Consider the following 26,474-nt stretch of genomic DNA (forward strand, 5'->3'; position numbering starts at 1 on the left):
TGACGTCAGCCGCCGAAGCCGCCGGCATCTAGAAACGCCTGCTCCTCCGCCGTGGTGCTGCGCCCCAGCACCCGGTTACGGTGCGGGAAACGACCGAAGCGCCGGATGATGTCGGCGTGCTCGTCGGCATATTTCAAATTGTCGCTCTCGCCGGCGGCGCGAAACAGCGCGCAGCAGCGCTCCTGATCGGCGAGGTCTTCCGAATGCATCAGCGGCATATAGACGAACTGCTGCATCTGCTGTTCGACGCGCTGATCGATGCCGCGCTCAACGGCCCTGATCGTAAGGTCGCAAGCGAGGCGATCGCTGGAAAAGGCCCGCGGATCGTTGCGGAACATGTTGCGGGGAAACTGGTCGAGCACGAGGATCAAAGCGAGCGCGCCCTCGTCACTGGCCTCCCATGACGCGAGTCCGCCCGCGACAGCCTCGTCCCACAGCGCACGGAAGCGGCGGGTGATTTCGGCGTCGAAATCGTCGTTCTTGGCGTACCAGCGGTCCCAGCCGGCGTCTGTCCAGAAGGCGATGATGTCGGCGGGAGTCGTTGCAGTCATATTGAAATCCATAGGGCGGGCCATGCGAAAGCGGGCCCACCCTATAGCAGTGTGTCAGGCCGCTGAGGCCTGCTTCTTCTCGTCGCGGAGTTCGCGGCGCAGGATCTTGCCGACATTGGTCTTCGGCAGAGCGGTGCGGAATTCGATCTGTTTCGGCACCTTGTAGTTGGTGAGCTGGGTGCCGCAGAACTTGATGATGTCCTCGGCGGTGACGTTCGGGTCCTTCTTGACGACGAAGGCTTTCACCGCCTCGGTGGTCTTCGGATCGGGTACGCCGATCACGGCGCATTCCAGCACGCCTGGATGGCTGGCGATGACGTCCTCGACCTCGTTCGGATAGACGTTGAAGCCCGAGACCAGCACCATGTCCTTCTTGCGATCGACGATCTTGGTGAAGCCGTCGGGGGTCATGATGCCGATGTCGCCGGTGCGGAAGAAGCCGTCCGCGGTCATCACCTTGGCGGTCTCGTCCGGCCGGTTCCAGTAGCCCGACATGATCTGCGGACCCTTGGCGCAAATCTCGCCGGGCTCGCCGAGCGGGACTTCGTTGCCGTCGTCGTCGCGGATCGAGATGTAGGTCGATGGCACTGGCACGCCGATCGAGCCGTTGAACTGATCGACGTCGGCCGGGTTACAGGTCAGCGTCGGCGAGGTTTCCGACAGGCCATAGCCTTCGGCGACGAAGCAGCCGGTCGTCTTCAGCCAGCGCTCGGCCACGGCCTTCTGCACCGCCATGCCGCCGCCGTTGGAAATCTTCAGCTTGGAGAAATCCACCTGGTCGAAGCCGGGCGTATTCAGCAGGCCGTTATAGAGCGTGTTGACGGCCGGGAAGCTGTTGACCTGATACTTCATCAGCTCCTTCACGAAGCCCGGCATATCGCGCGGGTTCGGGATCAGGAGGTTGACGCCGCCGGCGCGCACGGCAAGCAGGAAGCAGGCCGTCAGCGCGAAGATATGATAGAGCGGCAGCGCGCAGACGATGAACAGCTGGTCCACATGCGGCGGCTTGCGCAGTGCCGGCTGCAGCCAGGCATCGTTCTGCAGCACATTGGCCAGAATGTTGCGATGGCGCAGCGTCGCGCCCTTGGAAACGCCGGTGGTGCCGCCGGTATATTGCAGGAAGGCGACGTCGTCGGGCCCGATCACCGGCTTCTTCATCTTCATGCTGCGGCCGGCAGAGACTGCATCGTTGAACCAGACGGCGCCCGGCAATTCGTAAGCCGGCACCATCTTCTTCACGCGGCGGACCACGAGATTGACGATCACGCCCTTGAAGCCGAGCATGTCGCCCATGCTGCCAAGGATGACGTGTTTTACATTGGTCTTGGCGATCACCTGCTGCACCGTGGAGGCGAAGTTCTCCAGCACGATGATGGCTTCGGCGCCGGAATCCTTGAGCTGATGCTCGAGCTCGCGCGGGGTGTAGAGCGGGTTGACGTTGACCACGGCATAGCCGGCGCGCAGCACCGCGGAGGTGGCGATCGGATATTGCAGCACGTTCGGCATCATCAGCGCGACGCGGGCCCCCTTGGCGAGGCCCTTGCTCTGCAGATAGGCGCCAAGCGCCAGGGACATTTCGTCGAGCTCACGATAGGTGATCGACTTGTCCATGCAGATGAAGGCTTTGCGATCGCGGAATTTGGCAAAGCTCTCTTCGAGCAGATCGACCAGCGACGGATACAGACTGACGTCGATGTCGGCTGGCACGCCTGCCGGATATTGTTTGAGCCAGATACGCTCCATGACACTTCCCCCTCGATTTGATTATTTCAGGGAAGTATTGAGCAAAGCTGCCCTTGATAGCAAGGCGCGGCGCAACATGACGCGGCCGGAAACCGGCCGCGTTAACGATGATAGTTGAGCCTTGTCGACGAAGGTCTAAGTGCGCGGAGCTGCCGCAGCCGGCTTGGCTTCGCCGGTGGTAGCCTTCGGTGCGGGTTTGGCCGCTGCCTTCGGCTTGGCCGGCGTTGTGGCCGGCGCGGCGGTGGCTGCTGTGGCAGGCTTGCCGGCTGTAGGTTTGGCTGCTGCAGGTTTCGCTGTTGCGGGCGCGGCTGCCGCTGCAGGCTTTGGCGCGGCGGCATCGGGCCTGACGGCTGCCTGTTTGGAGGCGGCGGGTTTGGCCGCAGGCTTGGCGGCTGGTTTCGCCTCGGCCGATGCTGCGGTTTTGGCGTCCTTGCTGTCGGCTGCCGCGTCAGGCTTCTTGGCGGCGGTCTTGGTGCCCTTCTTGCCCTTGGGCTTCGGCGTCTGCCGGGCTTCTTCCACCGCATTGGCGGCGATCAGGTCGGCCCCCACTTTTTTCGGTCCGGTATAGACGATCACCGGTTCGACCGGCGCGGCAGCTGCGGCGATCATGTCGACCGGGCGCAGCGTTGGCGGCTGCAGGCCGGCGGTGAAGAACGACATGGCCTGGCTGCCGGCTTCGTTGCTGGCGACGACCTCGTCATCGGCGTCGCTGGCCGGGCGCTTGCGCTTCGGTCCGCACATTTCGTCGCGCAGGTTCGGAGGCGCGGCGTCGATCGGCGCGAGGGCATCCACAGTGCCGAGGGCCGGACGCAGCCAGGTGAGGCCGCCGGCGCCATTGTTGAAGCCGCGCTCCAGCAGTTGCGCCGCCTTGACGGCACGGGCCTGGCCTGAGGAGGCACCGAGCACCACGGCGATCAGCCGCTTGTTGCCGCGGGTGGCAGTGGCGACGAGATTGTAGCCGGAGGCGCAAATGAAGCCGGTCTTCATGCCGTCGGCGCCGGGATAGCGGCCGATCAGCTTGTTGAAGTTCGGCGTGATGCGGCGGCCGAATTTGATCGCAGGAATGTGGACGAAATATTCGTATTCCGGCAGGTCATGGATGATCGCGCGGGCGAGGATCGCAAGATCGCGCGCCGAGGTGACCTGACCGTCGGCCGGCAGGCCGTTCGGATTGACGTAGTTGGTCTGCGTCATGCCGAGTTTCTGCGCGGTGGCATTCATCATCGCCGAGAAACCGTCGACAGAGCCGCCGACGCCTTCAGCGAGCACGACGGCCATATCATTGGCCGACTTCACCATCATCATCTTCAACGCGTTGTCGATGGTGACCTGCGTGCCGGCGTTGAATCCCATCTTCGACGGTGACTGCGCCGCGGCGATCGGCGACACCGTGACCACCGTATCGAGGCTGATGCGTCCCTGCTTCACCGCCTGCAGCGTGACATAGGTCGTCATCAGCTTGGTGACGGAGGCGGGATACCACGGATAGGTCGCGTTCTCGGCTTGCAGCACCTTGCCGGTATCAACTTCGACGACAAGCAGCGCTTCAGCACTGGCCGTGCGCGGCGCGGCCACGCCGAGCGCAAGAGCCGCGGCGAGAACGAACCAGTTGAGTGATAGCAGGCGGCGCGATGCGAAGTGAAACTGCACTATCCGATTCCGGTCCTTTGCGGCCCGCCTGCAGTGCTCATGCACCGCGCGCAGCAATTTTTGGATTTGAGGTTCGGGGCTCTCAGGTCGGTTTAGCGTCACGCGGTGACAGCCGCAAACCTATACCGGTCGAGAGCATCAGAACAGTGGTGAGCCAGTTAAATCGGTGATGAAAGGGGCCAAATTTCGACCGGTTCTCCAGAGACATCAAAGGGGTTCGGCGGCATCGGGCAGCGCCATGCTGGCGCGTGCGTCCTCCTGAACCATGAACTGGGCGGCGGCCAGACTGGCGAAATAGCCGCCCTGCATCACGAGTTCATCGAAAGTTCCCGCTTCGATCACGCGGCCGTTCTCAAATACGAGGATGCGCGTGGCATTGCGGATGGTGGACAGCCTGTGCGCGATCACGAAGGTGGTGCGGCCCTTCATCACTTCATCGAGAGCGACGTTGAGCTTGGCCTCAGTCACGGCATCGAGCGCGCTGGTGGCCTCGTCGAGGATCAGGATCGGCGGATCCTTCAGCAGTGCACGGGCGATCGACAGCCGCTGCCGCTCGCCGCCGGACAGCATGCGGCCGCGCTCGCCGGCATTGGTGTTGAAACCGTTATCGCTGCGCTCGATAAAATCGAGCGCCTGGGCGCGGGCGGCGGCAATGCGCAACTCTTCATCGGTCGCGTCCGGTTTGCCGACGCGCAGATTGTCGGCGATGGAGCGATTGAACAGCAGCGCCTCCTGGAACACGACGCCGATGTTCCGGCGCAGGCCCGACAGTGTGAGTGCACGGATATCCATGCCGTCGATCGAGATGATGCCGGATTGCGGATCGAAGGCCCGGTGCAGCAGTGCGATGGCCGTGGATTTACCGGCGCCGGTGGCGCCGACGAGGGCGATCGTCTGGCCGGGCAGGGCCGTGAAGGACAGATCCGCGATGGCCGGCCGCTTGCCGTCATAGGAGAACGACACGTCGTTGAACTCGACCATGCCTTGCAGCCGGCCGGGGTCCATGGCGTCGATACGGTCGCGCACGGCAGGCACGGCATCAAGGACATTCATGAAATCGCGCAGCCGCGGCGCTTCCATGAAAATCGTGTTGATGAAGGAGACCACCTGTTCGAGCTTCTGGATCAGCATCGTCGCGAAACTGACGAACATCACGATCTCGCCCACGGTGGTGAGACCCTGCTGATGCAGCGCGATGCCGACGGTGAAGATCGCCAGCACCGTGATGGTGGTGGAGGCGCGCGTCATCACAGAGACCAGTGCCCACCACGACAGCACCGGCATTTGCTTTTCGAGCAACTGGCTGGAGACGCCGCGCAGGCCCTGCACCTCGGCATCGATGCGCGTGAAGCTCTGCACCAGCGCGACGTTACCCAGCGCATCGGACGCACGCGCGGAAAGGTCGCCGTAATGTTCCTCGACATCGCTTTGCATGCCCGATGTCTTGCGCACGACCATTGTGGTCAGCACCGTGAATACGACGCACAGGATCACGAGCAGGATGGCCAGCCGCCAGTTCAGATAGATCGACAGTGGCAGCAGGACGAACAGCGAGACGATGGAGGCGAAGTGTTCGCGGAAGAAGCCGAGCCAGACACGCCACAGGGCGTCGGTGCCGGCCAGCATCACTTTCATCAGGCGTCCTGAATGCGTGCCGGTGTGGAAGGTCAGCGGCAATTGCATGATGTGTTCGAAGTAATCGGTCAGCACTGCCTGACGCTGGCGATGCGCGAGGCGATCGGCATGAAGCGCCACCACGGCGCCGCAGACGATGGTGAACAGGCCGAACGCGACCCAGGCCGCCAGCAGCGGCCAGGGCGATGCGCTGTCCGTCTGCATCGCGGCCGTCGAGAGATTGCCGGAGAGCACGTCGATGATCCGGCCGAACAGCACCGGTTCGGCGAATTGCGCGCCGGCCAGCAGCAGGTTGGCGCCCGCAAGGATCCAGCCGAGGCGCTTCTCCTTGCCGAGCAGCTCCAGCACACGGGTGTAAAGACGGATCATGGGAGGTCACTCAGCGCAGCGCGAACGGGATAACCGATTGCGCATAGTCTAGGCGGGGATGGCAGCCGAATACAGCTTCGGGAAAAGTTGTTCAGTTGAACTTCTTCAGTTCATCTTGCGGCCGACCGAGCCCGGCAGGAAGCTGTCGTCGAAGATGTCCGCGGCTGAGGGGCGCTTCTTGAAGGTAAAATCTTCGGCGATCTCGTCGAGCGACGCCTCAAAGCGCGCGGCGTCGATGCCACCCAGCCCGTCGCGGCGGACGTCGTCGGTCAGGATATTGTCGGTAATGGCGGTGTGCAGCCGCGTCAGTTCGAGCTCGCGCGAACCATTCTCCATCTGGGTCATGACGTCGGTGATCGCCTTGGCCGGGTCCTGGATCGCCAACTGCGTCCCGGCGGTGACGGCGCGAATGAATGCTTTCACGGCCTCGGGTCTGGTGGCAGCGAATTTCGGATTGACGATCAGCGCGAGGCCATAAGCGGCGGACCCGAAGTCGGCGAAACGAAACACTGCCAGGTCATCGGCGGGGACGCCGCGGTCGCGCAGGTTGACCGCCGAGAGATACGAGAAGCCGGTGATCGCATCGACCTGACCGGCGGAGAGCATCGGTTCACGCACTGCGGCGCTGATCTTCTCCAGCTTCACGGCTGCAAGCTTGATGTTGTTGCGCTTGGCCAGCGCCGGCCATAGCCGGACTGCGAGATCGCGGTCAGCGACCCCAAGCACTTTTCCTTCAAGGCTGCCGAGCGAGATCACACCGCGGCTCTTGCGGGCGACGATGGCGTAGGGTGCTACATTGAGCAGCACGAAGACGGCTTTCACTGTCGCGGCGTCGGTGTCGCCGCGATAGCGGATCAACGCATTGAGATCGGCCAGCGCCATGTCGCTGGCACCGGAGGCGACCCGCGCAATGGTCTCCTTCGATCCTGCGGCGACGGTGGTGGTTACATTCAGGTTCTCGGCCCGGTACAGGCCGCGGGCATCCGCCAGCACGAAGGGTGCAGCAATCGCATCGATCGCGCGATCGAGCGCAAACTGGATGTTGGTCGGTGTTTTGTCGTCAGCAATCTTGTCGTCGGCGGAGGCTTGTACCGATGATGCGCAAAAAGCCACGGATCCCAGCGCGCTCAGCGAGAGGAGGACATGCCGCCGGGAAATGTTGGTCGGGGTTCTGGGCATCAAGATACTTAACAACTGACGGACCGGCAGTTACCCCGCCGGGCATGTTTGATCGATGGCGGTATGGTGCGACATCTTGCGCGTCGTTTCTAACCGTAAAAGGCTGAACGGGAGATGACTGCCCCGATTTGGACACCGATCGTTCAGCTGCCGTTGGGGTTGGGGAACTCATAGTGGCCGAAGTGGTTGGCTATACAGAGGCCCACAGGGCCAGACGACCACGGAGGACATTGAGATGTTCGTACGAAATGGATTGTTTAATAAGACTGGCCGCGCCGCTATCGTGGCGACCGTTGCGGCCATGACCATCTCGGCAATTGCGCCGACCGGAGCAATCGCGGCGCCTGTCGCCAAGAGCACGAGCCAGGCCGCGGCCACGCACGGCACCAGCGATGCGACCGATTTCAGCAGCGCACGCCGTCGCTATTATCGCGGTGGCGGCAATGCCGCCGGCCTTGCGGCCTTTGGCGCCATCGTCGGCACCATTGGCGCGATCGCCGCCACGCAGAGCCGTCGCGACTATTACTACGATAATGGCCCGGGCTACGGTTATTACGGCGGTGGCCCAGCCTATTATGATGGCGGTCCTGCCTATTACGGTGGCGTACCGTATCGCGGCTACGGCGGTGGCCATGGTTACGATAATTCGCGTCGCATGACCTGGTAGTTCGCGATCGGTCACAACTCGTTTCGTCATGCAACTGTCACTTAACTATCAAACGCCGGTCGCGCTTGCGGCCGGCGTTTTGACGTTGTTGCAGACACTTGAACGCCAGCCGTTAACGCGCTGGCCACAGCTTTGAGATAGTGTAGTTGCATGAGTGATTCGCTCGACCGGCTTTATCAGGCGGTGATCGCGGCCAAGGATCTCGATCCGTCGGTCTCGCGAACGGCCCGGCTTTATCAGCAGGGGCCGGAAAAGATGGCGAAGAAGCTGGCCGAGGAGGCCATCGAGGTCGTCATCGATGCGATCAATCGCAAGCCGGACGCCGTGATCCGTGAAAGCGCCGATCTTCTCTACAATTTGACTGTGTTGTGGGCGGCTGCGGGTGTGCGTCCTGAGCAGGTCTGGGCTGAGATGAGCCGGCGCGAAGATATGCTCGGTATCGCTGAAAAGCTCCCGAAACCCCCGAAGCGGCCGAAATCCATCGAGCAAAGCGCTGCGCGGCGACCAATTGTCGCGTTGGAAGGTCGTCGCCTCCGCAAGTTGAGCTGAGCTTTTCGTCTCGCGCGTGTCAGTCCAGCCATAGACAAATCGGCGTCAGGATGGTTCATCGCGGACCATGCTCAGACGAATGTATGACTGGTGTATCGACGCCGCCCACAAGCCCTATGCCCTCTGGATTTTGGGCATCGTGTCCTTCGCGGAAAGTTCGTTCTTTCCGGTGCCGCCGGATGTGATGCTGATTCCGATGGCGCTGGCCCGGCCACAGAAGGCCTGGCTCTATGCGGGCATCTGCACCATTACCTCAGTGCTTGGCGGTGTGGTGGGATATCTCATCGGCGCGGTGCTGTATGACTCCGTCGGCCAATGGGTCATTCATTTCTATGGCTATGGCGACAAGGTCGAGGCATTCCGCGCCGGCTATGCCGAATATGGCGCATGGATCATCCTGCTGAAGGGGTTGACGCCGATCCCCTACAAACTTGTCACCATCACGTCAGGTTTCGCCAACTATAATATCTGGATGTTCATCGCGCTGTCGGTGGTTGCCCGTGGCGTGCGCTTCTATGTCGTTGCCATTCTGCTCAACCGGTACGGTGTGTGGATTCGCGAGACCATCGAGAAGCGTCTGGGTCTGTGGGTTGCGCTGGGCGTCGGCGTTCTGGTGCTCGGCTTCATCATCGCATTCCGGCTGTTCTAGATCAGGATGCTTCCCCCGGCGCAGGTGCCGGGATACATTTCGCATCATGTTCGATTTGACCTGTCTGTTTGCTCCGGTAACCCGCAACTGCGTCGTCGCTGCGATCGCGGCGCTGGCCGTCGGCGCAGCCACCATGTGTGCCTGGTCGCAGGCCATGCAGCAGCAACCGGCGCCGCAGAAGTCGATCACGATTCAGGTCGTCCCGGCTCCCTCGGCGCCACCGCCGCCTGCGGCGGCTTTCGCGCCGGCGCCGATGGCTGAACAGGCGTCGCCGCCGTCACCGCCGCCGGCGCCCGAAAATCCCGGCCTGTTCAACGAGATCGGCAAGCTGTTCAAGAATTCCACTTCACTGCTGCCGTCGCTGCCTGCCATGCCCTCGCTGGGGACTGACAGCCTGACCAAGCTGAACACGGTGGTGAAGGGAAGGGTGGTTTGTCCGGTCGCTGCCAATGGCGCACCGGACTGCAAGGCGGCCTCCGACAAGCTCTGTCAGAGCAAGGGCTTCAAGGACGGCAAAAGCCTCGACACCGACGCAGCGCAAAGCTGCTCGCCCAGGGCCATGATCCCCGGCCGCGCGCCGGAGCCGGGTGACTGCAAGACGGAAAATTACGTCACCCAGGCGCTCTGCCAATAGGTCTATGCCGGCAACAGACCCGCTGCGCGATAGCTCTCGATGAGCGCGTCATAGAGCGAGACATCCGCGCGGCTTCTTGCCATCAGCTGGGCGCCGGTGATGGCGGCGAAGATGGCGCGTGCACGCGGTTCGCTCTTCTCAGGGCTCGCGGCGGTCACAGCGGTGAGAACCTTGCTCAGCCATGCCACATTGATATCCGTGAAGGTCCGGATCTCTTTCTTCACCGGCTCCGGCAGGTCGTCATATTCGGCGGCCATGAAGCTGCAGAGACACATGCGGTTGCCGCTCTCCAGCGCCTTGCGGAACGTGCCGGGATATTGGCGCAGGCACGCGGCCGGATCGGTGGCTTCGGCGAGCAGTGTCTCCAGATAGGCGGCCGAGTCCTCCCAATAGCGCCTGGCGACGGCGGCGCCGAGATCGGCCTTGCTCGGGAAGTGATGGTAGATGCTCGCAGCCTTGATGCCGACCTCTGCCGCGAGATCGCGGAAATTCAGACCGCTGTAGCCATGGGCCTGCGCGGTCAGTTTCGCTGCCGCCAGGATGGCTTCCCTGGAATTCGAACTCATATCCCGGTCTCACAATCCTGTGTTTGCGGCCTACCAAGTGATAGATAGGCGTTGACGCCGATAAATCAAAGCCGTAAATGCAGTCTACCAACTGATAGGTAGGAAAATGATGAGCGCTCAAATCACCAATGGCGACGCGACAAAGCTCCCGATGATGACGATTCACGATTGGAGCACGGGGCCTTACCCGGCGCGCGTCCGAATCGCTGTGGCCGAGAAGAACCTCCGATCGCGTATCAATTTCGTGTCGGTCGATCTCACGAAAGGCGAGCACAAGAAGCCGGCGTTTCTCGCCAAGAACTATTCAGGCACGCTGCCGGTGCTCGAACTCGACGACGGAACTTTCATTGCCGAGTGCACGGCCATTACCGAGTATCTCGACGGACTTGACGGCTCCCCCACGCTCACCGGCGGCACGCCGCGCGAGAAGGGCCTGATCCACATGATGAGCAAGCGTGCCGAGCTGGAGCTGCTCGACGCCATTAGTGTCTATTTTCATCACGCGACACCGGGGCTCGGGCCTCACGTCGAGATTTATCAAAATGCCGAGTGGGGCTTCCGCCAGCGCGACAAGGCGCTGAGGGGGATGGCATACTTCGACGGGGTGCTGAAAAAGCAGCCGTTTATCGCCGGCGAGTTTTTCTCGATGGCCGATATCACGGTGATTGGCGGTTTGATCTTCGCCGGACTCGTGAAGCTGGAGGTGCCTGCGGAGTGCGCGGCGCTTCAAGCATGGTATGCGCGGATGCAGGAGCGCCCCAGCATCAAGAACCGGGTGACGATGTCAGACCCGGCTTGATGAGGCGCATGGCTGCCATCGCGCAGTCATCCCGATAACGGAACCTCGCCTGGATAGTGGGCGCCCCATTATTCCGCGTACTGAAACCAACGCCGTTCAGCCCGGTTTTTTCTCCCGCAGCGCAATTGCCATCCGCCCTACGCTTCTGGCATCGTCCGCCCGCTCCCGGATCGACCGGGGGCGGGCGCGCAGGATCGCGCACAAATCAAGAAAAGAAGTCGAGGAATTTTCCATGTCGATGCCGGCTTTGTTCAAGAACCGCCTGTCGCTGCCCGTGATCGGTTCGCCGCTATTCATCATTTCGGTGCCGGATCTCGTCATCGCGCAGTGCAAGGCCGGTATCGTCGGCGCGTTTCCCGCGCTGAATGCGCGTCCGGCGGCGCTGCTGGATGAGTGGCTGCACCGGATCAAGGAAGAACTCGCCGCGCATGACAAGGCTCATCCGGATCGACTCTCCGCACCCTTCGCGGTCAACCAGATCGTGCACAAGTCCAACAACCGGCTCGAGCAGGACATGGCACTTTGCGAAAAGCATAAGGTGCCGATGATGATCACCTCGCTCGGCGCGCGCGAAGAACTCAATCAGGCCGCACATGCCTGGGGCGGCATCGTGTTTCACGACGTCATCAACCAGCGCTTTGCGCATAAGGCGATCGAGAAGGGCGCAGACGGTCTGATCCTTGTCGCGGCCGGCGCCGGCGGTCATGCCGGCGAAATCTCGCCGCTCGCGTTCGTCGCCGAGACCCGGCAGTGGTTCGACGGTCCGATCGCGTTGTCCGGCGCCATCGGTAATGGCCGCGCGATCCGTGCCGCGCGCGTGCTCGGTGCCGACTTTGCTTATGTCGGTTCGGCCTTCATCGCCACCACCGAAGCTAATGCGGTGCCGGGCTACAAGGACATGATCGCGGCCTCCGCCTCGGAAGACATCGTCTATTCGAATCTCTTCACCGGCGTTCACGGCAACTATCTGAAGCCGTCCATCGTGGCCGCCGGCATGGATCCGAACAATCTGCCGGAGTCCGATCCGACCAAGATGAATTTTGGCACCGACGCCAGTGGCGAGCGTGCCAAGCCGAAGGCCTGGAAGGAAATCTGGGGCAGCGGCCAGGGCATCGGCAGCGTGTCGAAGGTCGTGCCGGTGGCCGAGCTCGTTGCACGCTTCAAGAAGGAATATGACGAAGCGATCGATCCGCCGCTCTGATCCTGCATTGAGAAGGCCGATCTGATGGACGCCATCTATCGCGTGGACGGCAGTCATGTCGTCACCGGCCCGCATGCTGCGGGTCCATGGAACGAGACCATGCAGCATGGCTCGGCACCTTCCGCATTGGTGACTTGGCTCGCCGAGCAGATGCCCACCGCAAGCCCGATGCATGTGACCCGCGTCACCATCGATCTGCTACGGCCGGTGCCGGTGGCGCCGCTCACTTTCGAGACGGAAGTGCTGCGCGAGGGTCGCAAGATCCAGCTGTGTGGCATTCGTCTCATGGCGAACGGCACCGTTGTGGTGCGTGCGACGGTGCTGAAGATCAGAGCGGAGGCGCAGCAGCTGCCGCCGGAGATCGCCGATCCGCCGGTCACGGTGCCGCCGCCCGATCAGGGCGGATTGCTGGAGCCGCGCTATGCCAGCAGTCCCTTCGTCACCGGCATGACCATCCGCGCAGTGCGCGGCGGCTTCCTGTCGCTGGGGCCGGGCGCGATCTGGTACCGGGCCAATCGGCCGATCGTCGAAGGCGCCGGCCTCTCGCAGGTGATGCGTGCCGTTATCGCGGCCGACTTCAGCAACGGCTCGTCGCCTGTGTTGAGTTTCGACGACTGGACCTTCCTCAATGCCGACCTCACCGTGAGCCTGTCGCGTCCGCCGGTGGGCGACTGGATCCTGCTGGACGGGGAGAGCTGGATCGGGCCGGACGGCGCCGGTCTTGCTGCGTCGAAGCTCGCCGATATCAATGGCTATTTCGGCCGGGCGGTGCAGAGCCTGGTGATCGAGAAGCGCTGACCGCCCTGCGCTGATCGATAACTTTTTAGCACTAGCTCGGAACCACCTGATACTGCGCGTGTTATTTGGCGTCAGGGGGCGGTATGAGTTCGACGCACGTGCAAAACGAAAAGGCCAGAACCGGCATCTGGGGGTTGGATGCCATCCTCTCCGGTGGTTTTTCCCGAGGACATGTTTTCCTCGTCGAGGGCGCGCCCGGCACCGGCAAGACGACGGTTGCCTTGCAGTTTCTGCTCGAAGGTGCGCGCGCCGGCGAGAAGAGCCTCTACATTACACTGTCGGAAACCGAGAAGGAATTGCGCGAGGGTGCGGCCTCTCATGGTTGGGAGCTCGGCGATCGCATCGCCGTCTATGAGCTGCTGCCGCCCGAGAGTCTGCTCGATGAAGACCAGCAGCAGAGCCTCCTGTATTCGTCCGATCTCGAACTCGGCGAAACAACCAAGCAGATTTTCGAGGCCGTCGAGCGCCTCAAGCCGAGCCGCGTGGTACTGGACAGCCTCTCTGAAATCCGGCTGCTGGCGCAGAGCTCGCTGCGCTACCGGCGTCAAATCCTCGCGATCAAGCATTACTTCGCCAAATTCGGCACCACGGTGATGCTGCTCGATGACCTCACGGCGGAAGTCGCCGACAAGACCGTCCACAGCGTTGCTCATGGTGTGCTGCGGCTCGAAGAACTCGCGCCGTCCTATGGCGCCGAACGGCGACGCGCACGCGTCATGAAATATCGCGGTGTTAAATTCCGCGGCGGCTACCACGACGCCACCATCACGACGGGCGGGGTCAATGTCTTTCCGCGTCTGGTCGCATCGGAATTCCGCGGCACCCTGGAGCGCAGCACCAAATCGACGGGAAGCGCCGAGTTCGACGGCTTGCTGGGTGGTGGCATCGAAACCGGATCGAGCACACTGGTGCTCGGGCCGGCAGGTACCGGCAAGTCTCTTGTCGTCATCAGCAATGTGGTTGCTGCGATCAAGCGCGGTGAGAAGGCCGCGATGTTCGTGTTCGACGAGGAGCTCGGACTGCTGTTCGACCGAATGATCAAACTTGGGATCGATTTGCGCGCAATGCAGGAAGCCGGCAACCTTTTCGTCGAGCAGGTCGACGCGGCCGAATTGTCGCCCGGCGAATTCGCCCATCGGGTGCGTCGGCAGGTCGACGAGAAAAATATCAAGATCGTCGTGATCGACAGTCTGAACGGATATCAGGCGGCGATGCCGGAAGAAAATTCGCTGATCCTGCACATGCACGAGCTGCTGCAATATCTGAACCGGCGGGGAGCAGCGACATTCATGACCGTCGCTCAACATGGCCTGGTCGGCGATATGAAGGCGCCGGTGGATGTGACCTATCTCGCGGACACCGTGATTTTGCTCCGCTATTTCGAGGCGCTGGGGAGCGTCCGTCGCGCCATCTCTGTCATCAAGAAGCGAACCGGTGTGCATGAAGCGACGATCCGGGAATACAAGATAGACCAGAGAGGGCTCACCATCGGCGCGCCCTTGAACGAGTTTCAGGGCGTGCTGAGCGGCGTGCCGGTTTATGCCGGCGAGCGCCAGTTTCTTGATGGACAAACGGAGTGAAACCGGGGCGTTCATCCGAGCGCGCCGTCATCCTTGCGCCGACAGGGCGCGATGCCGCTGTCGCCGCGGCGCTGATCCGCGAAGCCGGTTTTTACGCGCAGACCTGCGCGGATTTTCAGGCGCTCCTGGAAGAGATCAAAGGCGGCGCCGGTGTCGCCGTCATCGCCGATGAGGCGATCAAGTCAATCGATCTGCGCGGTCTCGGCACCTGGTTACATGATCAGGCGTCATGGTCCGACTTTCCCATCGTATTGCTGACCCGCCGCGGCGGTGGTCCCGAGCGCAATCCGGATGCGGCGCGTCTCGGACAGTTGCTCGGCAATGTGACGTTCATTGAACGCCCGTTTCACCCGACAACCCTGATTTCGATCGTCGGTTCGGCCGTTCGCGCGCGCCGGCGCCAATATCAGACGCGTACCATTCTCGAAGACCTCGGCGACAGTCAGGGACTGTTGCAGACGGCGCTCGATGCGGGAAGGCTCGGGACGCTCGAATTGCATCTGCCCGAACTACGGCTTGAGGTTTCGGATACGACCAAGGCATGCTTCGGCCGCGGCCCGGATCAGTCCTTCACGTTCAGCGAATTGCAGGCCGCGGTTCATCCTGATGATCGCGAGCAACGCCAGCAAGCGCTCGATGCGACGCTGATGGCCGGTGCGGACTACAATGTCGAATACCGCAATATCTGGCCGGACGGCTCGGTGCATTGGGTCGAGACGCGTGCGCGCATGGTCCGTGGGCCTGACGGCAAGCCGAAAACGCTGGTCGGTGTCTCCGTCGATATCACTGCGCGAAAGTCTGCCGATATCGATCGCGACAACTTGCTGGAGCAGTTGACGGCGGAGCGGTCCGCGCTTGCCGAACTCACGGCGACGCTCGAACAGCGCGTCGAGGAACGCACCAATGACCTGATGAAGGAAGTCGCGGCGCGCGAGAAGGCGCAGGATCAACTGCGTCAAGCGCAGAAGATGGAGACCATCGGCCAGCTCACCGGCGGCGTGGCGCATGACTTCAACAATCTGCTGATGGCGGTGATGGGTAATCTCGATCTGCTGCGCAAGCGCATGCCCGATGATCCGCGCCTGAAGCGTCTGGTCGATGGCGCGATGCAGGGTGCCGAACGCGGCGCCTCGCTGACGCAGCGGCTACTGGCCTTTGCGCGGCAGCAGGATCTGAAAGCCGTGGCCGTCGATCTCGGTGCGCTGGTCCGCGGCATGAGCGATCTGCTCGAGCGCTCGCTCGGCCCGCGCGTTGCGCTGCGTCTCGATATTCCCGAGGATCTGCCGCGGGCGCAGATCGATCACAATCAGCTCGAACTCGCCATCCTCAATCTCGCGATCAATGCGCGCGACGCCATGCAGGACGGTGGCTCCATCGATATCAAGGTGAAGAAGCATCGGGTCGGCAAAGGCGACCCGATTCTGAAGCCTGGCGACTATCTCAAGGTGTCTATCATCGACAATGGCGCCGGCATGTCGCCGGAGACGTTGAAGAAGGCGATCGAACCGTTCTTCTCGACCAAGCCGGTCGGCAAGGGAACTGGTCTCGGTCTGTCCATGGTACACGGTCTCGCTGTACAGCTCGGCGGCACGCTCGATCTCTCAAGCGTCGTCGGCAAGGGAACGACGGCGACCCTCGTGCTGCCGGTCACCGACAGGAAGCCAGAGGTGGCCGATACGGCCCATGTCATGCGCCATGCCGCGCGCTCTGCCGTGATCCTGTTTGTCGATGACGATCCCCTCATCGCGATGTCGACAACGGAGATGCTGGAGGATCTCGGCCATCGCGTCATCCCGGCGAGTTCGGGGCGGCATGCGCTGGAGATTCTGAAAAGCGACGAGCCGCTCGATCTGATGATGACGGATCATGTGATGCCCGGCATGACGGGCATCGAGCTTGCAGCTTACTCCCGCGAAATGCGGCCGTCGTTGCCGATCCTGCTCGCCACCGGCTATGCGGATTTGCCCGAAGGCGCGCAGCTCGATCTGCCGCGGCTTGCCAAGCCGTATCATCAGGACCAGCTCCGGGATCGGCTCGATCAACTGCTGGGCTGAGCCTCCACGCAGCGGTGGTATCAATCTGCTGATGGCGCAGCGAAATTAACCATTCATTAAATCCTGTGGAACCAACAATGCCCTGATCGGGAATCAACCGATTCAGGGGCCATCATGGATATCGAAGCCTATTTCGCGAAGACGCCGGCCACGATCGAGGAGATCAAGGCACGCGTGGCCGCAGCTTTCGGCCGTCATCCGCTGTGCCGCGAGGTGCAGTTCGACATTGTCAGCACGCCCCGCGCCGGAAAAGGCGCAAACTGGACCATAAGCATGCAGTCGGTCGCCCCGGATGCGCTGTGGGAAGCCTCCGATATCGTGAGCGACATCCAGGAAGCCTATGTTCTCGCCAACGCCGCCTGAACGTCTGTGAGTATTATCGCACCGTTGCGGTATGGTTAGGCCTTAATTAATCTCCATTTGTGAGGACAGGTACCTCTGGTAGTCCTGAATTTCGGAGACTGGCTTGACGCGTGCGCTGACCCTTCTTGTGCTGGGCTGCCTGTTGCTGACCGGCGTGGCTGTTGCGAGCATCCTCGGTCGCGATAGCATCCCATCGCTGTCGCTGTCATATGGCGACAGCGCCGCGCAAAATTCGGTCGCCGTGTCGCGCGGACCGGTTTCCAATACGCAAGGCAAGAAGGACAAGCTGCCATTGGCCGGCGCCATGATGGCGTCGCTTGATCCGCAGCAGGTCCCGAGCGTTGACGGCAGTCCGTTGCGCCAGGCCTTTGCATCCGACAGTCCGATCGAAGTGCCCGGCTCGACGGTGCTTGCGCCGATTGTGGTACCGCAGCCGACTGCCAAGCCCAAGGCCGCTGCCAAGCCGGTGCAGAAGACCTATACGCTGCTCAGCGATGCGCAGATTTCGGCGATCAAGACGCGGCTCAATCTGACCACGTCGCAGGAATCCTACTGGCCCGGCGTCGAAGCGGCGCTGCGCAACGTAGCGCGCAGGATCCACGAGACCAAGCAGGCCAGTTCGTCGGTAGGCGCGCCGCCGATCGATCCCGATAGCGACGAGGTGCAGCAGCTCAAGTCCGCTGCCATGCCGTTGCTGTTCCAATTGCGTGAGGATCAGAAGCGCGAAGTCCGTGCACTGGCGCGCATGATCGGACTCGAAAAGGTCGCGTCCGCGATCTGAGTGCCTGTCACCTGCCGGCCCGTCGGCGACGCAGGACTGTCACAACCCGTAACAGACAAATTGTCGCGCCTGTCATCCGGGTTTCGCATCCGTGGTGCAGAGATTAACGCCTCTTAACCTGTAACGGGGGCGTTTCATGACCGATTTCACACTCAATCAACCCATTTCCGGGAGCGGGCAAGTCGAGCCGGCATCGCGGCCCAATCTCGACAAGGGTTTTAACCCGCTGACGATGATCCTGTTTTTCGGGATCCTGGCCGCCGGCCTCCTGTTCGTCGCCTACAGCATCTATGTGGACGTCAATGCCACCGGGACCCGCGTCACCAGCTACCTGCCTTACCTGCTGCTGTTCGTAGCGCTGCTGATCGCGCTTGGCTTCGAATTCGTCAACGGCTTCCATGACACCGCCAATGCGGTGGCCACCGTGATTTACACCCACTCGCTGCCGGCGGAATTCGCCGTGATGTGGTCGGGCTTCTTCAACTTCCTCGGCGTGCTGTTCTCTACGGGCGCGGTGGCTTTCGGCATCGTTTCGCTGCTGCCGGTGGAATTGATCCTGCAGGTCTCCAGCGGCGCCGGCTTTGCCATGGTGTTCGCGCTGCTGATCGCGGCGATCATCTGGAATCTCGGCACCTGGTATCTCGGTCTGCCGGCCTCCAGCTCGCACACGCTGATCGGTTCGATTATCGGCGTCGGTATCGCTAATGCGTTGATGCGCGGCCGCGACGGCACCTCGGGCGTCGATTGGGGCAAGGCCACCGAAATAGGCTACGCGCTGCTGTTGTCGCCGCTGTTCGGCTTCGCCTGCGCTGCGATCCTGCTGCTGGTGCTGAAATTCCTCGTGCGTAACCCCGCTTTGTACGCGGCGCCCGACGGCAACAAGGCGCCCCCACTGTGGATCCGCGGCATTCTGATCGCGACCTGTACCGGCGTATCCTTCGCGCATGGTTCGAATGACGGTCAGAAGGGCATGGGCCTGATCATGCTGGTGCTGATCGGCACCGTGCCGACCGCCTATGCGCTGAACCGCGCATTGCCGGAATCCCGCGTCGCGCAGTTCCAGGTCAACTCCATCGCGGCCGCCAAGGTGATCGCAGCCAAGGGTGCTGGCCACAGCATCATCGGCGATCCCCGTCCGGCGGTGACCACTTACGTGTCGCAGCGCAAGATCAGCGAAGGCACCTATCCGTCGCTCGCCGTTCTCGTGCAGCAGGTCGGCGATCAGGTTCGCAGCTACGGCACGCTCGACAAGGTTCCTGCGGAATCCGTCGGCAATACCCGTAACGACATGTATCTCGCATCGGAAGCCATCCGCTTCCTGATGAAGGACAAGGAAAACGACCTCAACAAGGAAGATGTCGCGACCCTCAATGCCTATAAAGGCTCGCTCGATGCCGCCACCAAGTTCATCCCGGATTGGGTGAAGATCGCCGTGGCCATCGCACTCGGCCTCGGCACCATGGTCGGCTGGAAGCGCATTGTCGTCACCGTCGGCGAGAAGATCGGCAAGACGCATCTGACCTATGCGCAGGGCGCCTCCGCCGAACTCGTGGCCGCTGCCACCATCGGTGCGGCCGACGTGTTCGGTCTGCCGGTCTCGACGACCCATGTGCTGTCGTCCGGCGTCGCCGGCACCATGGCGGCGAATGGTTCGGGCCTGCAGATGGCCACCATCCGCAACCTGCTGATGGCATGGGTGCTCACGCTGCCCTGCGCCATCATGCTGTCGGCTTCGCTCTACGTGCTGTTCAGCCAGTTGTTCTGAGGATAGACGAGGCCGCTGCGGAAACGCCGCGGCCTCGTTCTTTCAGACCGCGAAAAGAAATGGCCCGCGCAGATGATGCGCGGGCCATTTCTTATTGGGACGTATCGTCGGTCAGGAACCGCTCTCGCGATGCACGTCGTGGACCACGATGCCCTTGCCTTGCTCCGGCAGCGCCAGCCAGTCGCGACGTTTCAATGTGCGGCGGGTATCGTCGAGGCCGCTCTGCCAGTGTTCGCGCATCGAGGTCGCCGAGAATTCGTGATCCTTGGAATCGCCCTCATAAGCCTTCTGCTGATAGATCATCTGCAGGATGGTGATCTCCGGCAGATCCGACAGGCTGTCGCGCCGCGCACGTTCCTCGTCGCTCAGCTGGTCGTCGGGAATGCGCTGCAGCACCTTGTAGAGCTCCGACTTCAGATTGTTCATGCGCCGGTAGATGTCGGTGTTGTGGCGGGTGCGGGACGAATAGACGATGTCCTTGTGCCGGGCCAGAACCTCCTGGATATCGCGCGGCAGCACGCCGCGTGCGCTGAACAGGTCGACCTGAAAGACCAGTGAGTTCATTTTGTCTTCCTGGTCGAGCAGGTGCTGCAGCGGCGTGTTGGAGACGATGCCGCCATCCCAGAAATGATCGGTGCCGATCTTCACCATCGGCAGGGCCGGCGGCAGTGCGCCTGATGCCATCACGTGCTCCGGCGCGATGACTTCCTTCTTGTTGTCGAAATACAGGAAGTTGCCGGTGATAACGTTGACCGCGCCGACGGCGAAATGGGTTTTGCGCGAATTGATCAGGTCGAAGTCGACCAGTTCGAGCAGGGTGTCGCGCAGCGGTGAGGTGTCGTAATAGCTCGTCGCCGTCTTTGCACCGGCCGGGCTGAACCACGGATTGACCTCGTGCGGCTTGAAGAAACCGGGCTGGCCGAGGGTCGTGGTCATGAACGAGCTCGCGAGATTGCGGGCCTTGCGATAGACGTCGCCGTCCGGTGTGTAGTGCCAGACCTTGCGGGCGGTGATGCGGTCCCAGAAGATCTGCAGCTTCTCCAGCCGGTCTTCCGGCGGATTGCCGGCGATGATCGCCGAATTGATCGCGCCGATCGATACGCCGCACACCCAGTCCGGCTCCATGCCTTCTTCATGCAGCGCCTGATACACGCCAGCCTGATAGGCGCCGAGGGCGCCGCCGCCCTGCAGCACAAGTGCTACACGATCGCAGCGGTCGGGGCGCCAGCCGGCTTCGGCCGTCATGTCTGAATCGGGTGTCCGCGCATCCATCTGGGTCTTCTCCTCAACGATCACATGATGTTGGCGGCAGAATTCAGATGAGCAGTGACGGCGTTGTGACAAATAGCAAATTCGATGACTGCGCGTCGGTCCATGAAGCGCGTCACGTGGCTGAAGGAAATTCCTCATACCGCCGTCAAACAGGATCGCTAGCAAAGAAGCAGATATTAACGTTTGCTTACGAAGGGTTGCGCGCATGCTGTCTGGAAAGTCCGCCATCATTACCGGCTCCACCAGCGGCATCGGCCTTGGTATCGCGCGCGGCCTTGCGGCCAGCGGCGTCAATATTGTGCTCAACGGCTTCGGCGACGCCAATGAGATCGAGGCGATCCGCAGCGAGATTGCTGATAGCCATCAGGTCCGGGTGCTCTATAGCGGCGCCAACATGGCCGACGGCAATGACATCGCGGCGATGATGGCGCAGGCCGAGCAGGAATTCGGCGGCGTCGATATCCTGGTCAACAATGCCGGCATCCAGTATGTCGCGCCGCTCGAGGAATTCCCGGTCGAGAAGTGGGATGCGATCGTGGCGATCAACCTGTCGAGTGCGTTTCACACCACACGTCTCGCCATCCCCCACATGAAGGCGAAGTCCTGGGGCCGCATTGTCAACATCGCCTCAGCCCATGCGCTGGTCGCCTCGCCGTTCAAGTCGGCCTATGTCGCGGCCAAGCATGGCATTGCCGGGCTGACCAAGACGGCGGCGCTGGAAGTCGCCGAACACGGCATCACAGTAAATGCGGTGTGCCCGGGCTACGTGATGACACCGCTGGTCGAGAAGCAGATCCCGGAGCAGGCCAAGGCGCGCGGCATCACCGAGCAGCAGGTGATCTCGGATGTGCTGTTGGCCGCCCAGCCCACCAAACGTTTCGTGACCGTCGAAGAACTGTCCTCGGTCGTCAACTTCCTCTGTACCGACCACGCCCGCTCGATCACCGGCATCACGCTGCCGGTGGATGGCGGCTGGACCGCTCACTGATTTTTATTCCGCGATTTCACACCCCAAGATCTCCAATCAAGGAGTTTCCGATGCGCCAGGAAGACATCCTCCGTTTGCCGTCGATGCCGATGGCCGGCCCGAGCTATCCCGCCGGTCCCTATCGCTTCATCAATCGCGAATTCCTTGTCATCACCTATGAGACCGATCCTGATCTGATCCGGATGGGCCTGCCCGAACCGCTGGAGCCGATCGAGCAGCCCATCGTCCATTATGAATGGATCAAGATGCCGGACTCGTCCGGCTTCGGCAGTTACACGGAAACGGGCCTCGTGATCCCCGCGCGCTTCAAGGGCGAGGACGTCAATTTCGTCTCGCAGATGTATCTGGACGATGATCCGCCGATCGCCGCCGGCCGCGAGATCTGGGGCTTTCCGAAGAAATACGCCCATCCGAAACTCGAAGTGGTCAAGGACACGCTGACCGGCACGCTCGAATATGCCGGGCAGCAGGTCGCCATGGGCACGATGGCCTACAAGCACGGTGCCATGGCCGGCAATGGCGAGGCGACGCTTGCGACGCTGTCCAAGACCCAGATCAATCTGAAGCTGATCCCCGGTGTCGATGGCAGCGCGGAAGTCTGTCAGCTCGTCGCAATCAATCTGACCGACATCACCGTGAAGGGCTCATGGTTCGGGCCGGGACGCCTGCACCTGGTCCCGCATGTTAACGCGCCGGTCGCCGACTTTCCGGTGCGCCGCGTGATCGGTGCGCATCATTTCCTGGCCGATCTGACTTTGCCCTATGGCCGCGTCGTTCATGACTACAACAAGCAGAGCGATACACTCGCCGAAGCCGCCGAATAGAGCATGATCCGGAAAAGTGGAAACCGGTTTTCCGAAAGATCATGCTCAAGACCAACAGATGAGATGACGGTCCGATTTTTCCAATCGGATTATCGTCTCACCTCGGCTGACAAGTGCCTGCGGCGGACTGACACAGTTGGAAAGCCGCAGGCATATTTTTTCAATTTTGGTGATGCATGCGTTTTGCGTGGCGTGAAGAGAAGCTGGTGCCCCATGCAGCTTGAGGTCCCGGTCGCATCGACACAGAGCGATTTCGCCTTGAACCCGTCCGATCCGATTCCGGGTCTGGTCTGGGCTTTCCGCATCCATTCGGATGGCAAGCCGGAGCCGCTGCCTGTCGATGCGGGTATCGACATTGCCCATGGCGGCTTGCTGTGGCTGCATTTCAATCTTGCGGATACACGCGCACTGCAATGGCTGGCGCAGATCCCGTTGCATGCGCCGGAGCAGGCGCGGACGCTGCTGTTGTCCAAGGACACCTATCAGCAGCTCCATGCCACCGATGACAGCATCTATGGCGTGATCTCGGACCTGCTGCGCGATATCGACGAGGCGACCGAAGATACCGGCTATCTGCGCTTCGTGATGACCGAGCGTCTGTTGGTCAGCGGTCGACATCACGCGCTGTGCGCCGTCGATGCCACGCGCCGTTCGCTCGAGCAGGGCCAACGCATCGACAGCATGGCCGCGCTGCTTGAAGCCATCGTCGAAAATGTCTGCGACACCATGGACGGCGTCGCCGACAGCCTCGCACTGTCGCTCGACGGGATCGAGGAGCAGGTGGTGTCCGGCGACTCCCGTGACCTGCTGCAGAAGCTCGGGCGTCTGCGCCGGACCTGCGTGCGGCTGCACCGGCAACTCTCGGGACTGCGCATCGTATTCCAGCGGCTCGAGGCCAAAGGCCAGCGCGAGCTGAAGCCTGCGCTGCAATTGCGCGCCGGCAAGCTGGCGCAGCGGCTCGACGGGCTGGATCACAATGTGGTCGAGATGCGCGAGCGCAGCCGCCTCTTGCAGGAAGAGCTGCATCTGCAGATCGAGGAACGCGGCAATGAAAGCCTGCGTGTGCTCTCGGTACTCACGGCACTGTTGCTGCCGCCGACCCTGGTCACCGGCATCTTCGGTATGAACACCAAGGGCCTGCCGCTGACCGATACCGAAACCGGATTTCTCTGGGCGGGGGCGCTGATCCTGGTGTCGTCGGCATCGGCCTATGCCGTGATGAAGCGCCTCAAGATCATCAGGTAGCTGTCATGGTCGGTGCGTTTCCGTGCTCGATGACCCGTGCGATGACGGTGCTCGCCGGTTTTGTCGTGTATTGCATGATCTCGCTGTCATCTGCGCATGCCGGTGACTGGCGCGATAGCGGACTGAAGCCGATCAATGACCGGCTCGCCGAATGGGGTGTGGCGCTGTCGGCCACCTATATCGGCGAGGCGCTTGGCAATGCCTCCGGCGGCATCCGGCGTGGTGCGGTCTATGAGGGGCGCTTCGATTTCGGTGTCGATGTCGATCTCGACAAGGCGGTCGGCTGGAGCGGCGCGACCTTTCACGCCAATGTCTATCAGATCCACGGACCTGGCCTGTCGCGCGACTATATCGGCAATCTGATGCTGGTCAGCGGCATCGAGGCGCTGCCGGCGACCCGGCTCTATGAATTCTGGATCGAACAGGCGCTGTTCGGCGGGAAGCTCCTGGTGAAGGTCGGTCAGCAGCCTTCCGACCTTGAATTCATCGACAGCAAATATGACGACATCTTCGTCAATTCGGCGCTGGGCTGGCCCGGCATCACCGGCGTGATCCTGCCGGCGGGCGGACCGTCGCCGCCGCTCGCGGTGCCGGGTATTCGCCTGAAAGCGTTTCTGTCGGAGCAGTTCACGGCCTATCTCGCAGTTTTTAACGGCAGCGCGGCGGCGCCCGGTCCCGACGATCCGCAGATCAGCAATCCGCACGGTCTCGCCTTTCGCGTCAACGATCCGCCATGGGTGATCGGTCAGCTGAAATACGGCTACAAGCTCGGTCCATCGGAGCTGCCCGGATCGATCACCGGCGGCGGCTGGTATCACTTCAATGAGTTCGACGACGAGCGCTGGACGCCGGAGGGCCTGTCGCAGGCCGATCCGCTCGGCACTGGTGAGCCCGCCATGCGGCGCGGCAATCGCGGTATCTTTGCCGTCTATGAGCAGCGGCTGGCCTTCAGCACGCTTGGCCCGGACAAGGGCATCGGCTTCTTCGCGCGTGCGTCGCTGAGTCCGTCGGATCGCAATCTGATCAGCTTCTATCTCGACGGCGGCATTCAGTTCTCGGGCTTTTCGGCGGAACGACCCGATGACAAGATCGGTGTTGCCATGACCTATGCACGGATTTCGGACAGAGCACGTGCGCTTGATCGTGATGTTCAGCAGTTCACGGGCATTGCGACGCCGGTCCGCGATTTTGAAGCTGTGCTGGAAATGACCTATCTCGCAATGGTCGCGCCGGGCGTGGCGGTGCAGCCGGTGTTTCAATATGTGATGCATCCCGCCGGCGGCGCCGTCGATCCTAACGATGCCACGCAGACAAAGCGCATCAAGGACGCCGCGGTATTCGGCGTCCGCACCACCATCAATTTCTAGAGTTTCTCGTCATTCCGGGATTTGCCAGAGCCGGCTTGCCGGCGGCGGCAAAGACCCGGAATCCCGTCGTGTTCAACATTCTGAGATTCCCCGCCACTCCAATTGGAGTGGCTGAGGTTCGCGCGCGCGAAGATGCGCACGCGCCCCGGAATGACGCGTTTCTTGGCTATTCAGCAGCTACGGTTTTCGGTGTCTTGTTGAGATCCGCGGTGGCCTCCGCGATCATCTCATAGGACTTCAACCGCGTGGCGTGGTCGTAGACGTCGGAGACGATCATCAGCTCATCCGCGCCGGTCTCTTCGACCAGCGCGGCGATGCCGGCGCGAACCGTTTCCTTGGAGCCGATGATCGAACGCCGCAGCATGCCCATGGCCTGCATCTTCTCGGCTGGCGCCCAGTAGGTCTCGATATCGTCGATCGGCGGCGCGCTCAGGCCGCGGGTGCCGCGGAACATGTTGGTGAACGACATCTGCTGCGTGGTCCATAACCGCTTGGCCTCGGCATCGGTGTCGGCGGCGATGATGTTGACGCCGACCATTGCATGCGGCTTCGTCGACTGTTCGGAGGCTTCGAAGTGCTGATGATAGATCTGCAGCGCCTGCAGCAACTGGTCGGGCGCGAAATGCGAAGCGAAAGCATAGGGCAGGCCGAGGGCGGCGGCGAGCTGCGCGCCATAGGTCGAGGAGCCGAGAATCCACAGCGGCACGTCGGTGCCCGCGGCAGGCACCGCCTGCAGGCGCTGGTTTGGGCCGGCCGGAGCGAAATAGGCCTGCAGCTCCTGGATGTCTTGCGGAAAATTGTCGGAATTCTGCAGCGAACGGCGCAGCGCCCGCATGGTCATCTGGTCGGTGCCCGGCGCGCGGCCGAGGCCGAGATCGATGCGGCCGGGAAACAGCCGGGCCAGCGTGCCGAACTGTTCGGCGATGACGATGGGCGCATGATTCGGCAGCATGATGCCGCCGGCGCCGACGCGGATGGTTTTAGTCCCCGCCGCGATATGGCCGATCACCACCGATGTGGCTGCGCTGGCGATGCCGATCATGTTGTGATGTTCGGCGACCCAGAACCGCTGATAGCCCCATTTCTCAGCATGGCCGGCCAGATCCCGGGAATTGTCGAGCGCGCCGCGCGCATCGGTGTCCTGGGTGACGCGGACGAGGTCGAGGATCGAAAGTGCAGTCATGACGGGGCTCCCATTGCCCTTGCAATGTGGGAACGGCGGTGGCGGATTGCCAGCCGGTTGCG

General features: G+C 62.1%; 24 protein-coding genes. 16 read left to right on the plus strand and 8 right to left on the minus strand.

Annotated elements, in window-relative coordinates; genetic code table 11:
* Window positions 1-5: 5 nt before the first annotated feature.
* From AB8A33_RS01195 to AB8A33_RS01215, 5 genes are all read right to left on the minus strand, one after another.
* Window positions 6-551 carry a DUF924 family protein gene (locus AB8A33_RS01195; RefSeq protein ID WP_439091094.1) on the minus strand — a complete coding sequence of 182 codons (546 nt, stop codon included), beginning with the start codon at window positions 549-551 and terminating at the stop codon, window positions 6-8.
* 54 nt (window positions 552-605) lie between these two features.
* Window positions 606-2,294, minus strand: coding sequence for a long-chain fatty acid--CoA ligase (locus tag AB8A33_RS01200; RefSeq protein ID WP_439091095.1), 1,689 nt, complete (start codon window positions 2,292-2,294; stop codon window positions 606-608).
* Between the two features lie 135 nt (window positions 2,295-2,429).
* The gene (locus tag AB8A33_RS01205; RefSeq protein ID WP_439091096.1) at window positions 2,430-3,944 is read right to left on the minus strand and encodes a D-alanyl-D-alanine carboxypeptidase family protein; all 1,515 of its coding nucleotides are present in this window, start codon (window positions 3,942-3,944) and stop codon (window positions 2,430-2,432) included.
* Between the two features lie 207 nt (window positions 3,945-4,151).
* A complete protein-coding gene (locus AB8A33_RS01210; RefSeq protein WP_439091097.1) occupies window positions 4,152-5,948 on the minus strand; it encodes a glucan ABC transporter ATP-binding protein/ permease in 1,797 nt (598 codons plus the stop codon).
* Between the two features lie 105 nt (window positions 5,949-6,053).
* Entirely contained in the window at window positions 6,054-7,127 is a 1,074-nt protein-coding gene (locus AB8A33_RS01215; protein WP_439091098.1) for an ABC transporter substrate-binding protein, read from the minus strand.
* Window positions 7,128-7,380: 253 nt separating this feature from the next.
* Here AB8A33_RS01215 and AB8A33_RS01220 point away from each other — a divergent pair, with 253 nt between their 5' ends.
* From AB8A33_RS01220 to AB8A33_RS01235, 4 genes are all read left to right on the plus strand, one after another.
* Window positions 7,381-7,794 (plus strand): hypothetical protein, encoded by a 414-nt coding sequence (locus tag AB8A33_RS01220; RefSeq protein ID WP_439091099.1) that lies wholly within the window; start codon window positions 7,381-7,383, stop codon window positions 7,792-7,794.
* Window positions 7,795-7,944: 150 nt separating this feature from the next.
* A complete protein-coding gene (hisE, locus tag AB8A33_RS01225) occupies window positions 7,945-8,343 on the plus strand; it encodes a phosphoribosyl-ATP diphosphatase (protein ID WP_089267666.1) in 399 nt (132 codons plus the stop codon).
* A gap of 67 nt (window positions 8,344-8,410) precedes the next feature.
* A complete protein-coding gene (locus tag AB8A33_RS01230) occupies window positions 8,411-8,992 on the plus strand; it encodes a YqaA family protein (RefSeq protein ID WP_089267665.1) in 582 nt (193 codons plus the stop codon).
* A gap of 46 nt (window positions 8,993-9,038) precedes the next feature.
* On the plus strand, window positions 9,039-9,626 hold the full coding sequence (locus AB8A33_RS01235; RefSeq protein WP_439091100.1) for a hypothetical protein: 588 nt from the start codon (window positions 9,039-9,041) through the stop codon (window positions 9,624-9,626).
* A gap of 2 nt (window positions 9,627-9,628) precedes the next feature.
* On the opposite strand, the gene AB8A33_RS01240 is transcribed toward AB8A33_RS01235, so the two are convergent.
* The gene (locus tag AB8A33_RS01240) at window positions 9,629-10,192 is read right to left on the minus strand and encodes a TetR/AcrR family transcriptional regulator (protein ID WP_439091101.1); all 564 of its coding nucleotides are present in this window, start codon (window positions 10,190-10,192) and stop codon (window positions 9,629-9,631) included.
* 154 nt (window positions 10,193-10,346) lie between these two features.
* Between AB8A33_RS01240 and AB8A33_RS01245 the strand changes: the two genes are divergently transcribed.
* The 8 genes from AB8A33_RS01245 (at window position 10,347) to AB8A33_RS01280 (ending at window position 19,533) form a co-directional block, all read left to right on the plus strand.
* Entirely contained in the window at window positions 10,347-10,991 is a 645-nt protein-coding gene (locus AB8A33_RS01245; RefSeq protein ID WP_439095824.1) for a glutathione S-transferase, read from the plus strand.
* A 232-nt stretch (window positions 10,992-11,223) separates the two neighbouring features.
* Window positions 11,224-12,192, plus strand: a complete 969-nt coding sequence (locus AB8A33_RS01250; protein WP_439091102.1) for an NAD(P)H-dependent flavin oxidoreductase — start codon at window positions 11,224-11,226, stop codon at window positions 12,190-12,192.
* Between the two features lie 24 nt (window positions 12,193-12,216).
* Entirely contained in the window at window positions 12,217-12,990 is a 774-nt protein-coding gene (locus AB8A33_RS01255; protein WP_439091103.1) for a thioesterase family protein, read from the plus strand.
* A gap of 83 nt (window positions 12,991-13,073) precedes the next feature.
* Entirely contained in the window at window positions 13,074-14,570 is a 1,497-nt protein-coding gene (locus AB8A33_RS01260) for an ATPase domain-containing protein (protein ID WP_439091104.1), read from the plus strand.
* On the plus strand, window positions 14,567-16,624 hold the full coding sequence (locus AB8A33_RS01265; RefSeq protein ID WP_439091105.1) for an ATP-binding protein: 2,058 nt from the start codon (window positions 14,567-14,569) through the stop codon (window positions 16,622-16,624). Before AB8A33_RS01260 ends, AB8A33_RS01265 begins: the two co-directional genes overlap by 4 nt.
* A gap of 114 nt (window positions 16,625-16,738) precedes the next feature.
* On the plus strand, window positions 16,739-16,987 hold the full coding sequence (locus AB8A33_RS01270; RefSeq protein WP_068729285.1) for a hypothetical protein: 249 nt from the start codon (window positions 16,739-16,741) through the stop codon (window positions 16,985-16,987).
* A gap of 103 nt (window positions 16,988-17,090) precedes the next feature.
* On the plus strand, window positions 17,091-17,768 hold the full coding sequence (locus AB8A33_RS01275; protein ID WP_439091106.1) for a hypothetical protein: 678 nt from the start codon (window positions 17,091-17,093) through the stop codon (window positions 17,766-17,768).
* 136 nt (window positions 17,769-17,904) lie between these two features.
* Window positions 17,905-19,533 (plus strand): inorganic phosphate transporter, encoded by a 1,629-nt coding sequence (locus tag AB8A33_RS01280; RefSeq protein WP_439091107.1) that lies wholly within the window; start codon window positions 17,905-17,907, stop codon window positions 19,531-19,533.
* 111 nt (window positions 19,534-19,644) lie between these two features.
* On the opposite strand, the gene AB8A33_RS01285 is transcribed toward AB8A33_RS01280, so the two are convergent.
* On the minus strand, window positions 19,645-20,805 hold the full coding sequence (locus AB8A33_RS01285; protein WP_439091108.1) for a patatin-like phospholipase family protein: 1,161 nt from the start codon (window positions 20,803-20,805) through the stop codon (window positions 19,645-19,647).
* A gap of 205 nt (window positions 20,806-21,010) precedes the next feature.
* On the opposite strand from AB8A33_RS01285, the gene AB8A33_RS01290 reads away from it, so the two are divergent.
* The 4 genes from AB8A33_RS01290 to AB8A33_RS01305 all read left to right on the plus strand — a co-directional run bounded on the left by AB8A33_RS01290 (window position 21,011) and on the right by AB8A33_RS01305 (window position 25,229).
* On the plus strand, window positions 21,011-21,793 hold the full coding sequence (locus AB8A33_RS01290) for a 3-hydroxybutyrate dehydrogenase (RefSeq protein ID WP_093757438.1): 783 nt from the start codon (window positions 21,011-21,013) through the stop codon (window positions 21,791-21,793).
* A 50-nt stretch (window positions 21,794-21,843) separates the two neighbouring features.
* The gene (locus tag AB8A33_RS01295; protein WP_439091109.1) at window positions 21,844-22,617 is read left to right on the plus strand and encodes an acetoacetate decarboxylase; all 774 of its coding nucleotides are present in this window, start codon (window positions 21,844-21,846) and stop codon (window positions 22,615-22,617) included.
* A gap of 213 nt (window positions 22,618-22,830) precedes the next feature.
* Entirely contained in the window at window positions 22,831-23,862 is a 1,032-nt protein-coding gene (locus tag AB8A33_RS01300) for a transporter (protein WP_439091110.1), read from the plus strand.
* Between the two features lie 5 nt (window positions 23,863-23,867).
* A complete protein-coding gene (locus AB8A33_RS01305; RefSeq protein WP_439091111.1) occupies window positions 23,868-25,229 on the plus strand; it encodes a carbohydrate porin in 1,362 nt (453 codons plus the stop codon).
* A 166-nt stretch (window positions 25,230-25,395) separates the two neighbouring features.
* Here the strand turns inward: AB8A33_RS01305 and AB8A33_RS01310 are convergent, their stop codons facing one another.
* Window positions 25,396-26,412, minus strand: a complete 1,017-nt coding sequence (locus tag AB8A33_RS01310) for an LLM class flavin-dependent oxidoreductase (protein ID WP_439091112.1) — start codon at window positions 26,410-26,412, stop codon at window positions 25,396-25,398.
* Between the last annotated feature and the right edge of the window lie 62 nt (window positions 26,413-26,474).

It is taken from the genome of Tardiphaga sp. 813_E8_N1_3, assembly GCF_051811025.1.
GTDB lineage: Bacteria > Pseudomonadota > Alphaproteobacteria > Rhizobiales > Xanthobacteraceae > Tardiphaga.

Bases quoted from the DNA above. Each gene is read 5' to 3' on its own strand.
- AB8A33_RS01255 (WP_439091103.1), top strand. From the start codon at position 12,217: ATGGACGCCATCTATCGCGTGGACGGCAGTCATGTCGTCACCGGCCCG.
- AB8A33_RS01260 (WP_439091104.1), top strand. From the start codon at position 13,074: ATGAGTTCGACGCACGTGCAAAACGAAAAGGCCAGAACCGGCATCTGG.
- AB8A33_RS01230 (WP_089267665.1), top strand. From the start codon at position 8,411: ATGCTCAGACGAATGTATGACTGGTGTATCGACGCCGCCCACAAGCCC.
- AB8A33_RS01285 (WP_439091108.1), bottom strand. From the start codon at position 20,805: ATGGATGCGCGGACACCCGATTCAGACATGACGGCCGAAGCCGGCTGG.
- AB8A33_RS01215 (WP_439091098.1), bottom strand. From the start codon at position 7,127: ATGCCCAGAACCCCGACCAACATTTCCCGGCGGCATGTCCTCCTCTCG.
- AB8A33_RS01295 (WP_439091109.1), top strand. From the start codon at position 21,844: ATGCGCCAGGAAGACATCCTCCGTTTGCCGTCGATGCCGATGGCCGGC.
- AB8A33_RS01245 (WP_439095824.1), top strand. From the start codon at position 10,347: ATGACGATTCACGATTGGAGCACGGGGCCTTACCCGGCGCGCGTCCGA.
- AB8A33_RS01250 (WP_439091102.1), top strand. From the start codon at position 11,224: ATGTCGATGCCGGCTTTGTTCAAGAACCGCCTGTCGCTGCCCGTGATC.
- AB8A33_RS01235 (WP_439091100.1), top strand. From the start codon at position 9,039: ATGTTCGATTTGACCTGTCTGTTTGCTCCGGTAACCCGCAACTGCGTC.
- AB8A33_RS01200 (WP_439091095.1), bottom strand. From the start codon at position 2,294: ATGGAGCGTATCTGGCTCAAACAATATCCGGCAGGCGTGCCAGCCGAC.
- AB8A33_RS01270 (WP_068729285.1), top strand. From the start codon at position 16,739: ATGGATATCGAAGCCTATTTCGCGAAGACGCCGGCCACGATCGAGGAG.
- AB8A33_RS01210 (WP_439091097.1), bottom strand. From the start codon at position 5,948: ATGATCCGTCTTTACACCCGTGTGCTGGAGCTGCTCGGCAAGGAGAAG.
- hisE (WP_089267666.1), top strand. From the start codon at position 7,945: ATGAGTGATTCGCTCGACCGGCTTTATCAGGCGGTGATCGCGGCCAAG.
- AB8A33_RS01290 (WP_093757438.1), top strand. From the start codon at position 21,011: ATGCTGTCTGGAAAGTCCGCCATCATTACCGGCTCCACCAGCGGCATC.
- AB8A33_RS01240 (WP_439091101.1), bottom strand. From the start codon at position 10,192: ATGAGTTCGAATTCCAGGGAAGCCATCCTGGCGGCAGCGAAACTGACC.
- AB8A33_RS01195 (WP_439091094.1), bottom strand. From the start codon at position 551: ATGACTGCAACGACTCCCGCCGACATCATCGCCTTCTGGACAGACGCC.
- AB8A33_RS01305 (WP_439091111.1), top strand. From the start codon at position 23,868: ATGGTCGGTGCGTTTCCGTGCTCGATGACCCGTGCGATGACGGTGCTC.
- AB8A33_RS01280 (WP_439091107.1), top strand. From the start codon at position 17,905: ATGACCGATTTCACACTCAATCAACCCATTTCCGGGAGCGGGCAAGTC.
- AB8A33_RS01300 (WP_439091110.1), top strand. From the start codon at position 22,831: ATGCAGCTTGAGGTCCCGGTCGCATCGACACAGAGCGATTTCGCCTTG.
- AB8A33_RS01310 (WP_439091112.1), bottom strand. From the start codon at position 26,412: ATGACTGCACTTTCGATCCTCGACCTCGTCCGCGTCACCCAGGACACC.